This window comes from Mesorhizobium sp. AR02 (assembly GCF_024746835.1).
In the GTDB taxonomy this organism is placed as follows: domain Bacteria; phylum Pseudomonadota; class Alphaproteobacteria; order Rhizobiales; family Rhizobiaceae; genus Mesorhizobium.
On record NZ_CP080530.1, the window covers coordinates 108,444 to 123,847 of the forward strand.

At 60.7% G+C, this 15,404-nt stretch carries 11 protein-coding genes and 1 pseudogene; all 12 read right to left on the reverse strand.

What is annotated here, in order from left to right; all coding sequences use genetic code 11:
- Positions 1-6: 6 nt before the first annotated feature.
- The 12 genes and pseudogenes from nifE to DBIPINDM_RS00510 all read right to left on the reverse strand — a co-directional run bounded on the left by nifE (position 7) and on the right by DBIPINDM_RS00510 (position 15,142).
- The gene (gene nifE, locus DBIPINDM_RS00455) at positions 7-1,497 is read right to left on the reverse strand and encodes a nitrogenase iron-molybdenum cofactor biosynthesis protein NifE (RefSeq protein WP_258580982.1); all 1,491 of its coding nucleotides are present in this window, start codon (positions 1,495-1,497) and stop codon (positions 7-9) included.
- Positions 1,498-1,560: 63 nt separating this feature from the next.
- Positions 1,561-3,102: a nitrogenase molybdenum-iron protein subunit beta gene (gene nifK / locus DBIPINDM_RS00460; RefSeq protein ID WP_258580983.1), complete on the reverse strand. Its 1,542-nt coding sequence runs from the start codon at positions 3,100-3,102 to the stop codon at positions 1,561-1,563.
- Between the two features lie 133 nt (positions 3,103-3,235).
- Positions 3,236-4,738, reverse strand: coding sequence for a nitrogenase molybdenum-iron protein alpha chain (nifD, locus tag DBIPINDM_RS00465; RefSeq protein WP_258580984.1), 1,503 nt, complete (start codon positions 4,736-4,738; stop codon positions 3,236-3,238).
- A 98-nt stretch (positions 4,739-4,836) separates the two neighbouring features.
- Entirely contained in the window at positions 4,837-5,730 is an 894-nt protein-coding gene (nifH, locus tag DBIPINDM_RS00470; protein ID WP_258580985.1) for a nitrogenase iron protein, read from the reverse strand.
- Positions 5,731-6,814: 1,084 nt separating this feature from the next.
- Positions 6,815-8,542 (reverse strand): C48 family peptidase, encoded by a 1,728-nt coding sequence (locus DBIPINDM_RS00475; protein ID WP_258580986.1) that lies wholly within the window; start codon positions 8,540-8,542, stop codon positions 6,815-6,817.
- 223 nt (positions 8,543-8,765) lie between these two features.
- Positions 8,766-9,887 carry a beta-ketoacyl-ACP synthase III gene (locus tag DBIPINDM_RS00480; protein ID WP_258580987.1) on the reverse strand — a complete coding sequence of 374 codons (1,122 nt, stop codon included), beginning with the start codon at positions 9,885-9,887 and terminating at the stop codon, positions 8,766-8,768.
- 267 nt (positions 9,888-10,154) lie between these two features.
- Positions 10,155-10,502 (reverse strand): annotated as a pseudogene (locus DBIPINDM_RS00485) (glutamine--fructose-6-phosphate aminotransferase); the annotation flags it as partial.
- A gap of 171 nt (positions 10,503-10,673) precedes the next feature.
- The gene (locus DBIPINDM_RS00490) at positions 10,674-10,913 is read right to left on the reverse strand and encodes a hypothetical protein (RefSeq protein ID WP_258580988.1); all 240 of its coding nucleotides are present in this window, start codon (positions 10,911-10,913) and stop codon (positions 10,674-10,676) included.
- Between the two features lie 111 nt (positions 10,914-11,024).
- On the reverse strand, positions 11,025-11,711 hold the full coding sequence (locus DBIPINDM_RS00495; protein ID WP_258580989.1) for a DUF3363 domain-containing protein: 687 nt from the start codon (positions 11,709-11,711) through the stop codon (positions 11,025-11,027).
- 440 nt (positions 11,712-12,151) lie between these two features.
- On the reverse strand, positions 12,152-13,201 hold the full coding sequence (locus DBIPINDM_RS00500) for a papain-like cysteine peptidase (RefSeq protein WP_258580990.1): 1,050 nt from the start codon (positions 13,199-13,201) through the stop codon (positions 12,152-12,154).
- Positions 13,202-13,544: 343 nt separating this feature from the next.
- Positions 13,545-13,703 (reverse strand): hypothetical protein, encoded by a 159-nt coding sequence (locus tag DBIPINDM_RS00505; RefSeq protein ID WP_258580991.1) that lies wholly within the window; start codon positions 13,701-13,703, stop codon positions 13,545-13,547.
- Complete coding sequence (locus tag DBIPINDM_RS00510; protein WP_258580992.1) at positions 13,700-15,142, reverse strand: methylmalonyl-CoA mutase subunit beta; 1,443 nt, start codon at positions 15,140-15,142, stop codon at positions 13,700-13,702. Before DBIPINDM_RS00510 ends, DBIPINDM_RS00505 begins: the two co-directional genes overlap by 4 nt.
- Positions 15,143-15,404: the final 262 nt, after the last annotated feature.

Genomic DNA, 15,404 nt, shown 5'->3' on the forward strand with positions numbered 1-15,404 from the left:
GCTTCCTCAACGCTCGCCGCAATCGTCGGCCGTCGTGCCGGCAAATTCCTGGACAGCGTGCAACGTCGCGGTCTCGCTCTTCGTGCCCGGCAGTTCGTCCTCGACCGCAGGCTGGCAATCCCACGGTGCCGGCACGCGCACCTGGGACCAGATCGGGTTATGAATGGCGAGGTCGATCTGGCGTACGAGTTCCACCATGCCGTCATAGCCCGCATAAGGGTGTTGGCGCTCCTGGTTGATATCGAGCCAGGGTGTCTTGGCCTTGAGCGCGATGAATTGCGTGCGCCCGCCCGACAGCATGATATCGGCCTTGTGTTCTGAGAGCATGGCGTAAAGCTCGCGCGCTGCCATCTGCTCGAACATGTGGTTGTCGTCCTTCAGGATCTGCTTGATGCGCTCCTTGTCTTCGACTGTGGATTTCTTGACCGAGGTGCCGACGATCTCCATGCCGATCTCCATCAGCGCGTGGACGATCGACCAGGACTTCACGCCGCCTGTATTGAGCAGCACGCGCTTGCCTTGAAGCCGCCGCCGGTAGGCTTCGAGCTTCCTCCACGCAATCGCCTCTTCCACTGCGATCAGCGTCTGTGTGCGGTTGAGGATCTCGCGATCGGCACCCTTCCTCACGAGCAGCTCAGCAATGTTGCGAAGTGCTTCCGAGGTGTCGGTAATGCCGTAGAAGGAGCCTTCGAAGAACGGGATGTCCCAGCGCTCCTCCATCTTGCGGGCAAGATTGATGAGTGCCGTCGAGCACACGACGATAGCCGCCCGGGCGCGGTGCGCGGAAGCAACGTCAAGGTAGCGCGCGTCGCCCGGAATGCAGGCGCGCACCCGGATGCCCAGCCGATCAAGCAGCGGCTTCACCAGCCAGAACTCGCCGGAGAGGTTGAATTCGCCAAGGATGTTGATGTCGTACGGCCCGGCGTCGTCGGGTTCCACCGTCCCGATGACGTGATCGAGCAACGCCTCGGCGGCGAGCTTGTTGCCGAGGTTCTTGGAGCCGGCCAAGCCCGGCGCATTGACCGGCACCACGGCCAAGCCGAATTTTTCCCCCGCACGCTTGCACACGGCCTCGATGTCGTCGCCGATCAACGCCGTCACGCAGGTCGAATAGACGAAGATCGCTGGCGGCGCATATGCTTCCCTAATCTCGCGGATCGCCTTGAAAAGCTTGCGCTCGCCCTGCCCCATCACCACGTCGAGTTCGGTCAGATCGGTTGTGAAGCTTGTGCGCCAAAGCGTTGCCCCGGACGAAGCCGCTCCGCGGTTGTCCCAGGAATTGCCCTCGCAGGCCAGCGGCGCATGGACCAGGTGCGCGACGTCGGTGATCGGCTGCAGCACGATCTTGGCGCCGTCAAAGGCGCAGCCACCGGCTGCCGCCCCAGGGGTCAGCGGCTTCGAGCAGCCCTCTTTGCGCGCCTTGGCATCCTTGCCGCGGTTTCTATCGCAGGCGGGCTCGTTGAAGACATCCTGGATTTTGGCGCTGAGCGAGGACATTGCGTCGGTCTCCAAAAGTGCATTGGAAGGCGGCCAGCCTCGGCGAAAAACCGGCCGCCGCTGCTAGCGGGTGAGGTCATAAGAATAGTCCGTCACACCCGTCTCGCTGGTCTCGCGATCGAGCTTGTCGAAGATCTTGTCGAGGATCGTCGTCAGGACGCGCAGCCCACCTTGGTAGCCCATGAGCGCAAAGCGATGGTGATGGTGCCGGTCGAAGATCGGGAACATCAGCCGGATCAGCGGCGTGCCGGTGTCGCGCTCCAGATACTTGCCATAGGAATTGCCGATCAACAGGTCCACCGGCTCGGTGAAGAGCAGCGAGCGCATCGCCCAAAGGTCCTTGCCCGCCCAGACCTGGGCGTCCTTGCCGAAGGGCGAGGATGCAAGCAGTTCCTTCATCTCGGCTGCCCATGCCGAGCTGCCGTTGGTGGCGAGGCAATGGGTCGGCTCGCCGCCGGTCTCCATGACGAAGCGGGCCATGGCGTAGACGAAGTCCGGATCGCCGTAGATCGCGTATTTCTTGCCGTGCAGCCAGGACTGGCTGTCGGCCATGGCATCAACCAGTCGGCCGCGCTCAAGGCGGATTGTCTCGGGGATCTCCTTGCCGGAAAGCGCCGAGACCTTCATCAGGAATTCGTCCGTCGCCTGGACGCCGAGCGGATAATGGAACGAGGCCGTCGCCTGCCCGACTTGCTCGCAATAGTCCAGCGTTTTTCGGGTGTTGTAATGCTGCAGCGAAAGTGTCGCCTCGGCGTTGAGTGCCTCCTTCACGTCTTCGATCTTCGTACCGCCATCATACATGCGGTATTCACCGTCCGATGGCGTGTCGAACTGGTCGGAGGCGTCCTGGATGAAGGTGTAGGATACGCTCATCAGATCGAGCAGGCGCTTGAGTTCCCGGTTGTTTCCAACGCAGAAGCCGTCGAAACCGGGAATGACGTTGATGGTTCCCCCGGCTTCCGTGCGCTCCTGGCCTTTCCAGAAGTGCTCCAAAATGCCCTTGACCATTACGTCATAGCCATCGACATGGCTGCCGACGAAGGCGGGCGTGTGGGCGAAGGGCACGTCGAAGTCGCGCGGGACCGAGTTTTCGTCCTTGGCGTTCTCGATGAAGCTGTGCAGGTCGTCACCAATGACCTCCGCCATGCAAGTCGTCGAGACGGCGATCATCTTCGGATCGTAGAGCTGGTAGGTGTTGGCGAGCCCGTCGACCATGTTCTTCAGGCCGCCGAATACTGCCGCATCCTCGGTCATCGAGGAGGAAACCGCCGAAGCAGGCTCCTTGAAATGGCGCGACAGGTGTGAGCGGTAATAGGCCACGCAGCCCTGGCTGCCGTGAACGAAGGACATGGTTCGTTCGAAGCCGGCGGCCGCGAACACCGCGCCGAGCGGCTGGCAGGCCTTGGCGGGGTTTACCACAAGCGCTTCGCGGGCGAGGTTCTTTTCGCGGTATTCCCACGTCTTGGTGAATTCGCGTTGATCGGTAACGATCTGATCCGGGTGCGGACATTCGAAATTCAGCTTCTTCTCCGCGAGCATCTGCCTGTATTCCGGCTCGCGGAACAGGGGAGCGTGGTCGAGAATTTTTTCAGCCGACTGCGGCATTGGTGATTACCTCTTTTCATCTGGCCGCCCCATAAGGCAGCTCAGGGACGTCGAGACGTTTCAGGTGTCCCGCGGGCCACGGGGCCGCGGGCGTTCGTCGTCTCCCTTGAGGAGACCAGGCTAAGGCCGGGTGTTATTCGGCAGCCATCGCCCGCCCACGGCTCGGGCTTTTTTTCCAAGGGGCGTCGTAAAGGCCCCAGACCGGGTTGTTGATGGCAAGATCCACGTCGCGGGCGAAAATGGCAAAGCCGTCATAGCCGTGATACGGTCCCGAATAATCCCAGGAGTGCATCTGACGAAACGGTATGCCCATCTTCTGCACGGGGTATTTTTCCTTGATGCCCGAGCCAACGAGATTGGGGCGAACCCCCTCGATGAACTTCTCCAACTCGTAACCGGTCACGTCATCATAGATCAGCGTGCCGTTCCTGACGTAATGGCCTGTGCGCTGATAGTCGTCGTTGTGGGCGAACTCGTAGCCTGTGCCGACGATCACCATGCCGAGGTCCTCGTAGGCTGTGATGACGTGGCGGGGGCGCAGGCCGCCGACGTAGAGCATCACAGTATTGCCTTCGAGGCGCGGCCGGTACTTGGCAATGACGGCATCAACAAGCGGTCTGTACTTGGCGATGACCTTCTCGGTCTTCTCCTCGATTTCAGGGCCAAAATGCTTGGCTATCTTGCGCAGGGAGGCTTCGATCTGGGAGGGGCCGAAGAAATTGTACTCCATCCAGGCGACGCCATACTTTTCCTCCATGTGCCGGCAGATGTAGTTCATCGACCTGTAGCAATGGATGAGATTGAGCTTGGCCTTCGGCGCGCGCTCGATTTCGGCGAGCGTGGCGTCGCCCGACCAGTTGCCGACCACGCGCAGCCCTATCTCCTCAAGCAGGATGCGCGAGGCCCAGGCGTCGCCGCCGATATTGTAGTCACCGATCACGTTGACGTCGTACGGGCCGGCCTCGAACTCCACGTCCTTCTTCTCGAAGACCCAGTCGCGGATCGCGTCGTTGGCGATGTGGTGGCCGAGCGATTGCGAGACGCCGCGGAAGCCCTCGCAGCGCACCGGCACGATCGTCTTTCCGTGCTCCTTGGCCTTGTTGCGGGATACTGCTTCGGTGTCGTCGCCAATCAGGCCGATCGGGCATTCGGATTGCACGCTCATGCCGTTGTTGAGGGGAAACAGTCCCTCAATCTCGTCGATGATCTGTTCCAGCTTCTTGTCACCGCCGAAAACAATGTCCTTCTCCTGGAAATCGGAGGTGAACTGCATTGTCCCGAACGTGTCGATGCCCGTCGTGCCTACATAGTAGTTGCGGCGCTGCGACCAGGAATATTGCCCGCAGCCGACCGGGCCGTGCGAGATATGGACCATATCCTTGATTGGACCCCACACCACGCCCTTAGAGCCGGCATAAGCGCAGCCACGAATCGTCATCACGCCCGGAATGGACTTGATGTTCGATTTGACGTCGCATTCGGAGACGACCTCGCCTTCCTCGCCAGCCTCGTCCCCACTCTTTGCGACGCTGAGGTGCTTTTTGCGGCGCTTCGCCGCCTTGTCGGGATATTGCGACAGCACCTCCTCGATAAGCTTCGCATGGAGAGTGCCGTCATTCTCGTAATCCAGGCTCATGGGACCCCTTTAAAGGTTCGAGTGGCGCCTCACCGACGAGGCGCCGTTCTTTGAAAGGCGCGTCAGCTCAACGCGGCGCCTCGTGGCGGCAGCGCTCGTTACTGGGCGGCCGCTTTCGTCGTTTCCTTGGCCTGAAGCTCGGCAAGCATCTGCTCGTCGGTCTTCATGATGCCGAAGTCGAGCAGCATGTCCTCGAGCTCCTCCATGGTGATCGGGGTCGGCACGGTGCCCTGCCCCGAATTGCCATGGATCTTCTCCGCCAGCGCGCGGTATTCCCCCGCCTGCTTGGAGTCCGGCGCATACTGGATAACCGACATCTTCCTGAGCTCGGCGTGCTGGACGATGTTGTCGCGCGGCACGAAATGGATGAGCTTGGAATTGAGCCTGGAAGCCAGTGCTTCGGCGAGGTCGAGCTCGCGGTCGGTTTGACGCTCGTTGCAAATCAGGCCGCCGAGCCGCACGCCGCCCGAATGGGCATATTTCAGAATGCCCTTGGCGATGTTGTTGGCGGCATAGAGCGCCATCATCTCGCCGGACATGACAATGTAGATTTCCTGGGCCTTGCCCTCGCGGATCGGCATCGCGAAGCCGCCGCACACCACGTCCCCGAGCACGTCGTAGGAGACATAGTCGACATCGTCATAGGCGCCGTTCTCCTCGAGGAAGTTGATCGAGGTGATGACGCCGCGCCCGGCGCAGCCGACACCCGGCTCGGGACCGCCGGATTCCACGCACTTGATGCCTTTATAGCCGACCTTGAGCACGTCCTGGAGTTCGAGGTCTTCGACCGAACCTTGCTCTGCCGCGAGGTGCAGGACCGTATCCTGCGCCTTCGAGTTCAGGATCAGGCGGGTGGAGTCGGCTTTGGGGTCGCAGCCGACGATGAGGATCTTCTGCCCAAGGTCGACAAGTGCGGCGAGCGTATTTTGGGAGGTGGTGGACTTGCCTATGCCCCCCTTGCCGTAGAATGCGATCTGACGCAGACCTGACATGTAGCTTTCCTTCCTTCGTTCCATCCATCGCGGCTGCCCGCGACATGCCGGTCGGCAGCTCTCGCCGCCTCACACCCAAAGGGTCTCAAGATGCGTGCCAATTGGCTTGATCGAACACAAGAAAAATTTTGATGTTGCTTTTCAGCTATTTAGCCTGAGGGCAAACAGTGCTTGTCGGAACAAGCCCGTGTAGCGGACACGACAAAGGCGACAGAAAGATTCGATGGCGCTGCTCGAGACCGCTACAGGTTGACCTCGGTGTCCGGAGCAATTTGGAGCAGCGAGTTAAGGCGCTTCGGTCGAGAGACCTGCTGCAGAGTCTTCGGTCCACGCGTAGCTGTGTATCGCTCCAGGCTGCTTTTGATCCCGTGCGGTTCAGCCTTTGTCTTCTCGATCGCGAGGTTTGCTTCTTCGCACCAGACGTCACAACTGTTACCGTAGGCTTGGCGGCCATTTCTGCTGATACGCTTGGAACGACCCCAAGGCGGTCATTTGCACCAACGGAAAACGAGCACAACTGTCCGAGCTCATGGATCGTCACGCTGGGAATAGCTGCCTTGGCGATCTCGCACAGGTGTCGGTGATGCGTCAGGTAGATCACCTGACCGGCACATGCCATCTCACCAAACAGTTTGAAGACCTCCTCGGATCGGACGTGGTCGAAGGTCTCCATTATATCATCGGCGATAAGGGCACGGAGGGCCTAGACGGAACCGTCGGCCGTCAGCTCCGAGATTGACGGGCGCGCCATCGACGACCGTTTCCCAGATCAGGCCTCCGTTCCTACTGACCGACAGGCCTCCTTCAGTCGCGGCGTAAATCGTGTCGGCGTCTTTGCCGATGCGGCGAGGTCGATCAGCTTGGGAGCGGTCCAACCACAGACCACATCTTCCCGGCAATGTCGGGCAGCAGGCGCTGTACGTGTTCTTGCTCCTTGCCACCATAGTTCAGTTCGGACCGGGCTGCGCTTCTACAGGAAGGGTTTGCCTGCCCTGTGATCACATCCCTTCGTTCGCCGACGTAGCGGTTACCGTCCAGAGCGAGGGGATCGCAGTTGCTTGGGCAAAACGTTTCAAATTCGACTTCATGCTGATCTTTTGCGTTCAGGGAGCCACGGCGCCTGGGTTGACTGATGAACACCGTCCGTTCGCGCATGTGGGGTCGAATTAACTCTTGGCGAAGAGGAGGCAGGCTCATCATCCAACAGTAGCCGGAGTTCCGCTGGGTCGAATGCCATCATTGGTGGGGAGGCGGGTTCATCATCCAACAGCTGCCGAGGCTCCTCCTCCTGCGGCATGAGCCCCCTCAGTCGGTTTTGCAGCGCCTGCCGATCGGCGATGAGGTTGTCGAGGTGCAGCGGCTCGAGGTCCGGCCGCTGCCCGTCCACCAATCGTCCAACCAGCGCCCACGTGCCTTCCAGCACAAAAACGCCGCAATCGTAATCGTTCGGCTGTCGCGGCATGCGGGCTGGCGTCAAGGTGGCGTTCAGCAGTCTTGCGAGTTGTCTTGCAGGCACGTCGTTGTATCCCTCTCGCTGAAGGGAGTCGTAGTGATAGGCGAACCGCCTTTCCGGGTTGCGGCGATCAACGAGCAGCAGCGACCAATGGGTGCCGGGGCTATTGGGAGTGCCATTGTTCAATGGCAGGAACAGGAAGTCGGCTGGAGCGTCGTTTTGATTATAGATGGACTGCAATGTGCCTCGCGCGTTTTGCGGCTCCATGTGGCGCAGTAGATGGGACACCGACGGACTGACTAGCCGTGTCCGGGCGGCGAGCATCGGATTGATCCCCTGCAGCTGCTGCTCTACGAAATCGTAATCCCTCTGCACATGGGCGTCGCTCAGCCACTCGGTGGCGCCGAGCACCGACCCGTTGGTGACATTGGACGAGGCTGTCGGATCCAACGCCCCGATCTGGGCATCGGAGGAGGTGGTCGTGGACGTAATCACATCAACCACTGGAAGACCGCGGTAGGTGTCTGGCAGCTTGGCGGTGACTGGCCAGCCGGGTCCTGGAGCCCTTGCCGGTGCCGCTGGCGCAGCTTCACTCATGGGCCGAGGTCGAGTGTGATGGATGAGCTGAACGCCATCGGGGCCTCCCTGCCTCAATACGGCGGCGGACCCTGTCCCTTGCATCATCTGCTGCCACTCCGTCTCGACCATCTGCCCGCGCGGACGCACCGGTGCAGAATGAGCATCGTCGCGCAAGTCGACCGGTGTGGACGGCAAATCAACTAGAGAATCAAGATCGCCGTAGATGTCTAAGGGAGCTCTGGCAGAAGGCGCCGGCGCAAAGTGAGCATTGTAACCCAACTCAACCGGATCTGGATCAACCAATGCTTCAAAGCCGGGATAGAGATCCTGAGCTCTGGCAGTTGATGGCGACGCCGGTTCTTGCATCCGCCGCCGCACCAACTCCTCGCTCAACCACGCCAAAGCTTCATCGTCCGAGGAGGCTGGCACAAGAGAAAGCTCCTGCGGTGAGCCGGGCTGTCGAGCGCCCTGGTAACGACCCGGTACTGGCCCGGTAAACAGCGGCGGAAAGTCAGGCGATGGAACCCAAGCGTTGAGCTCGAATGATGTGGGCGGGTTCTGATGAACCATTGCCTCAAACCCGCCGTCCTGCCGGCTTGGCAGGACGTTGCTCCCGGCCAACTCCTCCGCGGCCGACTGGTGGTCGTTGCGCCAGTTCAAAGGATGAACGGCTTCTGCGGAATCCGGCGGCTGATGATGGCGCGCGCTTGACCCGAGAAATGGCTGTGGGCCGGCCTTATCCAATCCCCCCCAAAGCAGATCCTGATCGTAATCTTTCATGGGTGGCAAAGCGATAGCTTCATGCGGGGCACTGTGCTGCGCAGTGGCGCCTCCGATCCCGCTAGTTTCCGCATGCAGCCTTGGGATGTATTCGCCCTCTCTCTCCCGCATAACGGGCCGCCCTTCCAATGGAGGATCTGGCGATCCGCAAGCTGCATGAAGGCAAGACTGGAGGAGCGGTGCCCATGCTGGTGCCGTTCGCACCAGCCTGAAACCGCCGATCTTAGAGCATCCTCAGCAGCGCGCCTCCTATCGAATACCCCGCGCCAAACGCGCAGATCAGGCCGAAATCGCCGGGCTTCATGTCGGCGTGGTTCTCCGACAGCGCGATGATGGCGCCGGCGCCGGCGGTGTTGCCGAGCCGTTCGAGCACCATCGGCGCACGGTCGTGGTCGACCTCGTGGCCGAACGACAGTTTCAGGATCATCGCGTTCATGCGCGCATTGGCCTGATGCAGCCAGAACCGCCGGACCGCCTGCGGCGTCAGCCCGTGCTCGGCGAGGAATTCGACGATGAACTTCTGCCCGGCGACGGTGACTTCCTTGAACACCTTGTTGCCGACCTGCTTGATCAGATTACCTTCCAGATTGATCATGTAAGGATCATCCAAGGCGGTGCGGGTGTGGTAGCCCAGATTGGTGCGGATGTTGTTCGACATCTGCGTCCAGATGCGCGTGTCGAGCACCTCGAATCGTTCCGGCCGCTTCTCGCCCTGGGCAAGCCCCTCCACCACCATGGACACGGACGCGTCGCCGAAGATGAAATGCGTCTGCCGGTCGCGGAAATTGAGATGGCCGGTGATGATCTCCGGCGTCGTCACCAGAATGCGTTTGTGCGCGCCCGACCTCACCAGGTTGACGGCGATGTGCAGGGCGGCCGCCGCCGAAGAACAGCCAAGCCCCATGTCGAAGCCGGCGCCCTTTGTCCCCAACACTTGCTGCATTTCGATGGCGATCGCTGGATAAGGCCGCTGGTGATGCGAGGCCGAGCAGATCACCAGGTCGATATCGGACGGGCTCAGTCCGGCATGGTCGAGAGCCTTTCGCGCCGCGGCGATGCCGAACTCGGCCTCGAGCGACAGCGCATCGTCGAGCCGCGCCGGAATGCGCGGGGCCATGCGGGTCGGGTCGAGAATGCCTTCGCGCTCGATCACATGGCGGGTGCGCACGCCCGAAGCGTGGACGATGAAGTCGCTGTCCGATTTCGGCAGCGGCGGCTCGCCGGTCTCCTGGCGGCGCGCATTCTCCATGTCGACCCAGGCATTGAAGCTGGCGACCAGTTCTTCATTGGTGATCTTGGCTTCAGGGACTTCAACGCCGATGCCGCTGATGATGACGCGATGCATGTTTCAGTCCGTCGCACGCGCAGGCGCTGCGGCTCTCACGTGGGCGTCGAATTCGCGCGCCGGCCGCGTTCGCTCATCCTCGAATTTGACATAGAGGGCGGCGGACCAGTCAGCCATGTCAGCTCCCACAATCATTCGACGGTGACCGATTTTCCGAGATTGCGCGGCTAGTCGACATCTGTGCCCATGACCAGCGCCGTGTGATAGGCAAGAAGCTGTATCGGCAGCGAGAAAATCATCGGCGCGACTATCTCGTCGACTGCCGGCAGCCCCCGCAGCCGCCAATTCGTCCTTCAACTCGGCGAAATTCTCGATAATGCCGTTATGGACGACGGCCACACCATCGCTAAAGTGCGGATGCGCGTTGCGTTCAGTCAGTGCCCCATGGGTTGCCCGGCGCGTGTGGGCGATGCCAATGGTGCCGCCCAGCAGCTCTTCCTTCAGCCTCGCCTCGAGATTGACGAGCTTGCCCTCGGCGCGCCGGCAGTGCAAGGCGCCCTCGGTGATCGTCGCAACGCCGGCTGAGTCATAGCCGCGATATTCCAGACGCTTCAACGCGTCGACCAACCGCTCCGACACTGGCTGTTGCCCCACGATGCCAACAATCCCGCACATGCTCGTCTCCGATTTCTCCCGGCAGCCTGGGTCGACCGGAAGGACACCCGCCCGGCCGTTTCTATTGAGAGCCTCCTAGGGGAATTCGGTACGACTGGTAAAATCGATTATTGGGATAACTGTTATCCACCCAGTGGATGGGGGTAGGACGCGTTTGGGCGACGTCCTCGATCATCCGGCGGCGAGACAGCTCATTTCGGCGATACGGGCCTCCTGAACGATCCGGGACGCGAACGCCTCACGCAGATTGCGCAGATTGGCCTTCAATGTCTTATGATCGAAGACGCGCCCCAGCAACGCCAGATCGGAGGGATTGAAGACGCCGGATGGCGCGCGCATTTCGACGAAATTGGCCGGCTCCGTCGAGCACAATCGATAGTTGGGCGCTATTGCAAGGTCCAGGCTGGACACTACGGCAGCAAACGTCCCGCGACCAAAAACAAGTGCTCAAGAGAAAAACCCGCCGCGCTTCGCGGCGCGACGGGTCGATCGGGCGTTGCATGAAGCATCGCTGCTGCGTCGTCATGAAACGCTGGGCCCACCCCTTTGCCGACCGATGTTCCAGGAGATACCCTCGCGCTGAACCACGCCAGAAACCTCCTTGCTGATGTGCCGATGGAGCACCGGCCGCCATGGCACCAGCGTGAGCTCGCGCGACCTCTCGATCGCGGCATATTTGCCGCAGGCGAGCTCAACCGATCGGCGCAGCATACCCTCTATTCGATCTCCTGCCCGGGCTTCGGCATACGAGAGCCCAAGTTCCTGCGAAAGCTGACCGACAACACGGTTCAGCTCACGCTGACGCAGGGTCGAAATCATGTTGGCGCGATAAACTATCCGGTCCTGCTCTTCACTCGCGAGACCCTGCACGAGCAGCCACTGCCGCCTGCGTGCCTGCGCCGCCCGCACATCACGGCCGAAACCCGAGGCATGCAAAGCCTCCGGTCTGCCAGAGACCAGCTCGCGGTCAATCCAGGTGGCGCCGTCGAAACCAATCTGTTGCTCAAGCGATAATGAGGAGAGCTTCTCGACCGTGACAGGTTCTTCCCTGGCACGCTGACACTCGTAGACGACGACGCGTTTGGGATCGTCCGGCCCGATGACCCAGGTGCCGTCAGGCTCGCGCTTCACTCCACCCGTGGCGTGGCGGATCGCTTCAAGGCGCCGGACGTTGCGTTTCGGCGAAAGGTTCGGTGACCGACGGGTCATGCTTCAGATGGATGTCGATGTTGTAGCGCCCGTTATGGGCGGCCACGATGTCCGCGATCGTACGGTCAACCTGTTTTGGCTCGGTGTTCTTCGGAGTGACACGAAAGCGGCTCCGCTGGATAACCGAAGGGTTGTTATGGCCAGGGATCAAAGCCCGAAGGGCCGAGACCGCCGTGAGCAGAGCGAATGAAGCGGGCTCGGTTCACGAGAGCCCGCGCGCGTCATGAGGCGCGCGGGCGCCCGCCAACGTCAATAGGACGGGTTTGCGATAGTGGGGCTTGGGGGCTTGATCCTGTGCTCGAAATCTTCGCCCAGCATGCGCAATATTTCATGTGGATCGAAAACCGATCGTTTCGGCGAGGTCGAGGATCCGTCCACATCGACGCGCCGACTATCCGCCTTGGATGGCCGCGAAGATGCTTCTGGTGAACTCTTGAAGATTACAGCAACGGTGGATGGTCTGGCGAAAGACCCATTTTCGAGAAGAACACGTTCCATACCTCAACCTCGCCCAGTTGATCAGGAACATGGTTCTCCTGATGGATACTGCAGCGCTCCGGGACTGGCCCTGTGAACTTCGACCTATCATATGCATTCCCGAGGGCGCGGAAATAGGCCACATGGAACCTTGAGTGTCCCAATTTTTTCTCAAGTAGAGTGACCATCTCCTGGAGATCGTCTACGCCAAACGTCTTTCCCATCTGCTGATCCCCCGGAGCATCCGTCGCCGAGACATAACGCACAAACAACGTTTTTCGTGTCCGAGCGATGTCGAGCATCTTATTGTATTTGTAAATCAGCTTCTCTCGGCAGGACCGTAACGCTTCCGGCGTGAATATCACTGCTTTGGACGTGGTCCGATCGAATTCATGGTGGTAAACTACCCCGTAATTTTCGCAAAAAGCTGACGTCCCATTGAAGCAGGCTGATACACGAAGCCCAAATCGCGCTCCATCATCTGCCATTATTTCCTGGATGGAGGCTATAGGTGTCACAATCCAATCAAAACAGCTGCTTGGGCGCCGTTTGAAATAGCGTCTGATTTGCGTCGCAGGAGTGCAGTCAGATCCAAGGCTAAAAATAGCTTCGTAAGGCATTGCCCGGTCCTTAGGTGGTACCAGATAGGAGTGAAAGAGCGATGCTTTCCAGCATTTCGAAAAATAGGGCAAATCGATTGTATTGATACGGACCATCAGCGCTGCGGATATGGAACCGCGCAGCATCAAACTGTCCAAGCCGGTCATCATCGCGCGGCTTAGGATCTTTGTCCGCGATAAGCTGTTACCGGTGGGTTCGTTCCTCGCCCAATGGAGGCAGCGGTAAGCGAACGCACTCTCTATCGGCGGCGGCTCGCTGGCCGTGCGGGCGAAACGAAATCGTCGAAAATGGAGGTCGTTCAATTTCGGAAGCAGATACAAGCTGCAGTCGTGGGGCAGCGTGCCTGGCGACACCCTGGTGGCAACCGTGTCCTTGATCGCCTGCTTGAACATCGACAGTGATCACCATCGGCCGTGACAGCGACCGGCTGGCGAGGCACTGGCCATCGGGCGGCTGCCGCCGTGGATGTCATTCAGCCACCGGAGGGCAGCAAGATGGTACTTCAGACGCCGCGTAGGCACGATGGCGTCGACGCATAGCCGCAACGGGCGGAGCACGGAGGCGCCGGAAACGGCGATCTGCAAACTCTGGCAATCCTGTCGCAGCAGCACGTGCTGCATCCCTGCTCGGGTCAGCAGGACGTCGTTGGCGCATGCGTCGCCTCCATGCGGGATGTGTTTCCGCCATCGAAGGGCAAAGCCCTCATTGATGCAGCCTATAGACCTTTACAGCTTGCTAGCGAACGACACGGTCAAGATTTCGCCTGACCGGAGCCTCCATCGTGGAGACAGCATCAATGCTGACAAGGCCTTCCGGCGTCATCCGCTGGCCTTTGACCTCGATGGGTGCGCGGCGTGGCGGCACCCAGCCGATCTGGCTGAAATCCGGGATCAAGAGGCGGCTCCGATTGATTGGTCGATGCGGACCGGAAACAGGGGCTCGCAGACGGCAACGCCTTCGGTGAAGGCGGGCCGCCGTTCCGCTGCGAGCGTCTCGACCGGACGTTCGCTTTTCAACGGATAGAGCGTGGTGCCGATGATGGCCCGCTCGCCTGCCTGATAGGCTGCGTTGCGCCGCGCTGCCGCGGCATGAACGCGTGCCTGGATATGCCCGCCCTGAAGGCTGGACAAGACGCCGCCCTCGGCCTCGATCGTCTGCAATTCCGTCCAGGCTGTCTCGCACAGTTCCGCGGTCAGCGCTTCGACCGCGCCGGATCCGTAGGCAGGATCGGCGACATGATCGATATGGCTTTCATTGGCCATGATCAGTTGCGCGTTGCGGGCAACGCGGCGGGCAAAACCCGCCGGCAAGCCATGCGCGATCGTGTGCGGCAGGATGGAGATCGAATCGGCGCCGCCTGATGCTGCCGCAAAGCAGGCAATCGTGGTGCGCAGGATGTTGGTTTCGGGGTCCGATGCCGTCATCATGCGAAACGACGTCTCGGCGTGGATATTGGCGGTGGAATTGGGGATCGAACAGGCTTCCTGCAGCCTTGCCCAGAGCCTGCGCAGTGCCCGAACCTTGGCCACCGACAGGAATTGGTCCTGGTCGACGCTGAGCGCGAAGCCGATATGCGGTGCGGCATAGACAAGCGGCTGCCGCGCCGTCTCGAACATTCTGAGATAGGAAACCGCCGATGCCAGCATGATGCCAAGCTCCTGCGCCTCCGTGGCGCCGGCGTTGTGGAAAACGCGCCCGTCCGCCTCCAGAAGCACGCCCGGAACGCCCATCGAGAAGAAATGCGCCAGCGACTGCGGCATCGAGGCCTGCAGAGCCTCGATCGACATGCGCAGCCGGCCGGTTCCGGCAAAGATCGCCGCCGGATCGATGCCGAAGGAGAGGTTGAGTTTTGCCGGGTCCGACCGGCGCTTGCTCAGGAACGCCACCAGCCAGTCGGCCACGGCGCGGCTCCAGGGATGCGCATCGATACGGATCTGGATGCGGTTGAGCGGCACACCGTCCAGCACCGTCTCCAGCGTCTGCGCCGTTCTCGGCAGGCCGTAGCCGAACGCGTTCGGCGCTCCTTCGAAGACAAGCGACAATCCCGTAGCGCCTTGTGCGACATCTTCCAGGGCCTGGGTTCTGGCGCGGTCGATGTCTGGATCGTCGACGCGCTGGCTGACGATCCAGGGCGATTTCGGGTTTGCGCGCACGATCGGTTCCGCTGCGGTGCTGCGGTCGTAGAGCGGTTCGATGCGGATGTTGTCGTCGGTGTGCGAGACCAGCTTTTCCTCGAAGGATGCGCCGGCCAACGCCTTTTCCGCCAGGGCCAGCCATCGCTGGCGCTCGGCATTCTTGGGTTCAACATCCCTGGTCAAGGCTCCAGCTCCCATCCTTCTTCCTCGTTTTTATGCGTCCGCATCAGCCTGGAACACAGTCTACGGTTCCCGGTCCGATATCGTAATGCAATGCACTTGTTGGATCTGAATTCGGCCTATCGGATTTATGTCAGCCTGTGGCACAAACCATGGCCGATTGCCACATACCGGCAAAATTGACGATGTCGGCAGCAACCCACGAGCTCCATCCATCTGGTCGGGAAGCGCATAGTTCAGGGCGATGCTGCGTGATCAGGTGGGTGGTCTCCGGCTGTTT

What these genes read in the sequence shown, in the direction of transcription:
- nifE (WP_258580982.1), bottom strand. Translation starts at nt 1,497, where the DNA reads ATGTCCTCGCTCAGCGCCAAAATCCAGGATGTCTTCAACGAGCCCGCC.
- nifK (WP_258580983.1), bottom strand. Translation starts at nt 3,102, where the DNA reads ATGCCGCAGTCGGCTGAAAAAATTCTCGACCACGCTCCCCTGTTCCGC.
- nifD (WP_258580984.1), bottom strand. Translation starts at nt 4,738, where the DNA reads ATGAGCCTGGATTACGAGAATGACGGCACTCTCCATGCGAAGCTTATC.
- nifH (WP_258580985.1), bottom strand. Translation starts at nt 5,730, where the DNA reads ATGTCAGGTCTGCGTCAGATCGCATTCTACGGCAAGGGGGGCATAGGC.
- DBIPINDM_RS00475 (WP_258580986.1), bottom strand. Translation starts at nt 8,542, where the DNA reads ATGAAAGATTACGATCAGGATCTGCTTTGGGGGGGATTGGATAAGGCC.
- DBIPINDM_RS00480 (WP_258580987.1), bottom strand. Translation starts at nt 9,887, where the DNA reads ATGCATCGCGTCATCATCAGCGGCATCGGCGTTGAAGTCCCTGAAGCC.
- DBIPINDM_RS00495 (WP_258580989.1), bottom strand. Translation starts at nt 11,711, where the DNA reads ATGACCCGTCGGTCACCGAACCTTTCGCCGAAACGCAACGTCCGGCGC.
- DBIPINDM_RS00500 (WP_258580990.1), bottom strand. Translation starts at nt 13,201, where the DNA reads ATGTTCAAGCAGGCGATCAAGGACACGGTTGCCACCAGGGTGTCGCCA.
- DBIPINDM_RS00510 (WP_258580992.1), bottom strand. Translation starts at nt 15,142, where the DNA reads ATGGGAGCTGGAGCCTTGACCAGGGATGTTGAACCCAAGAATGCCGAG.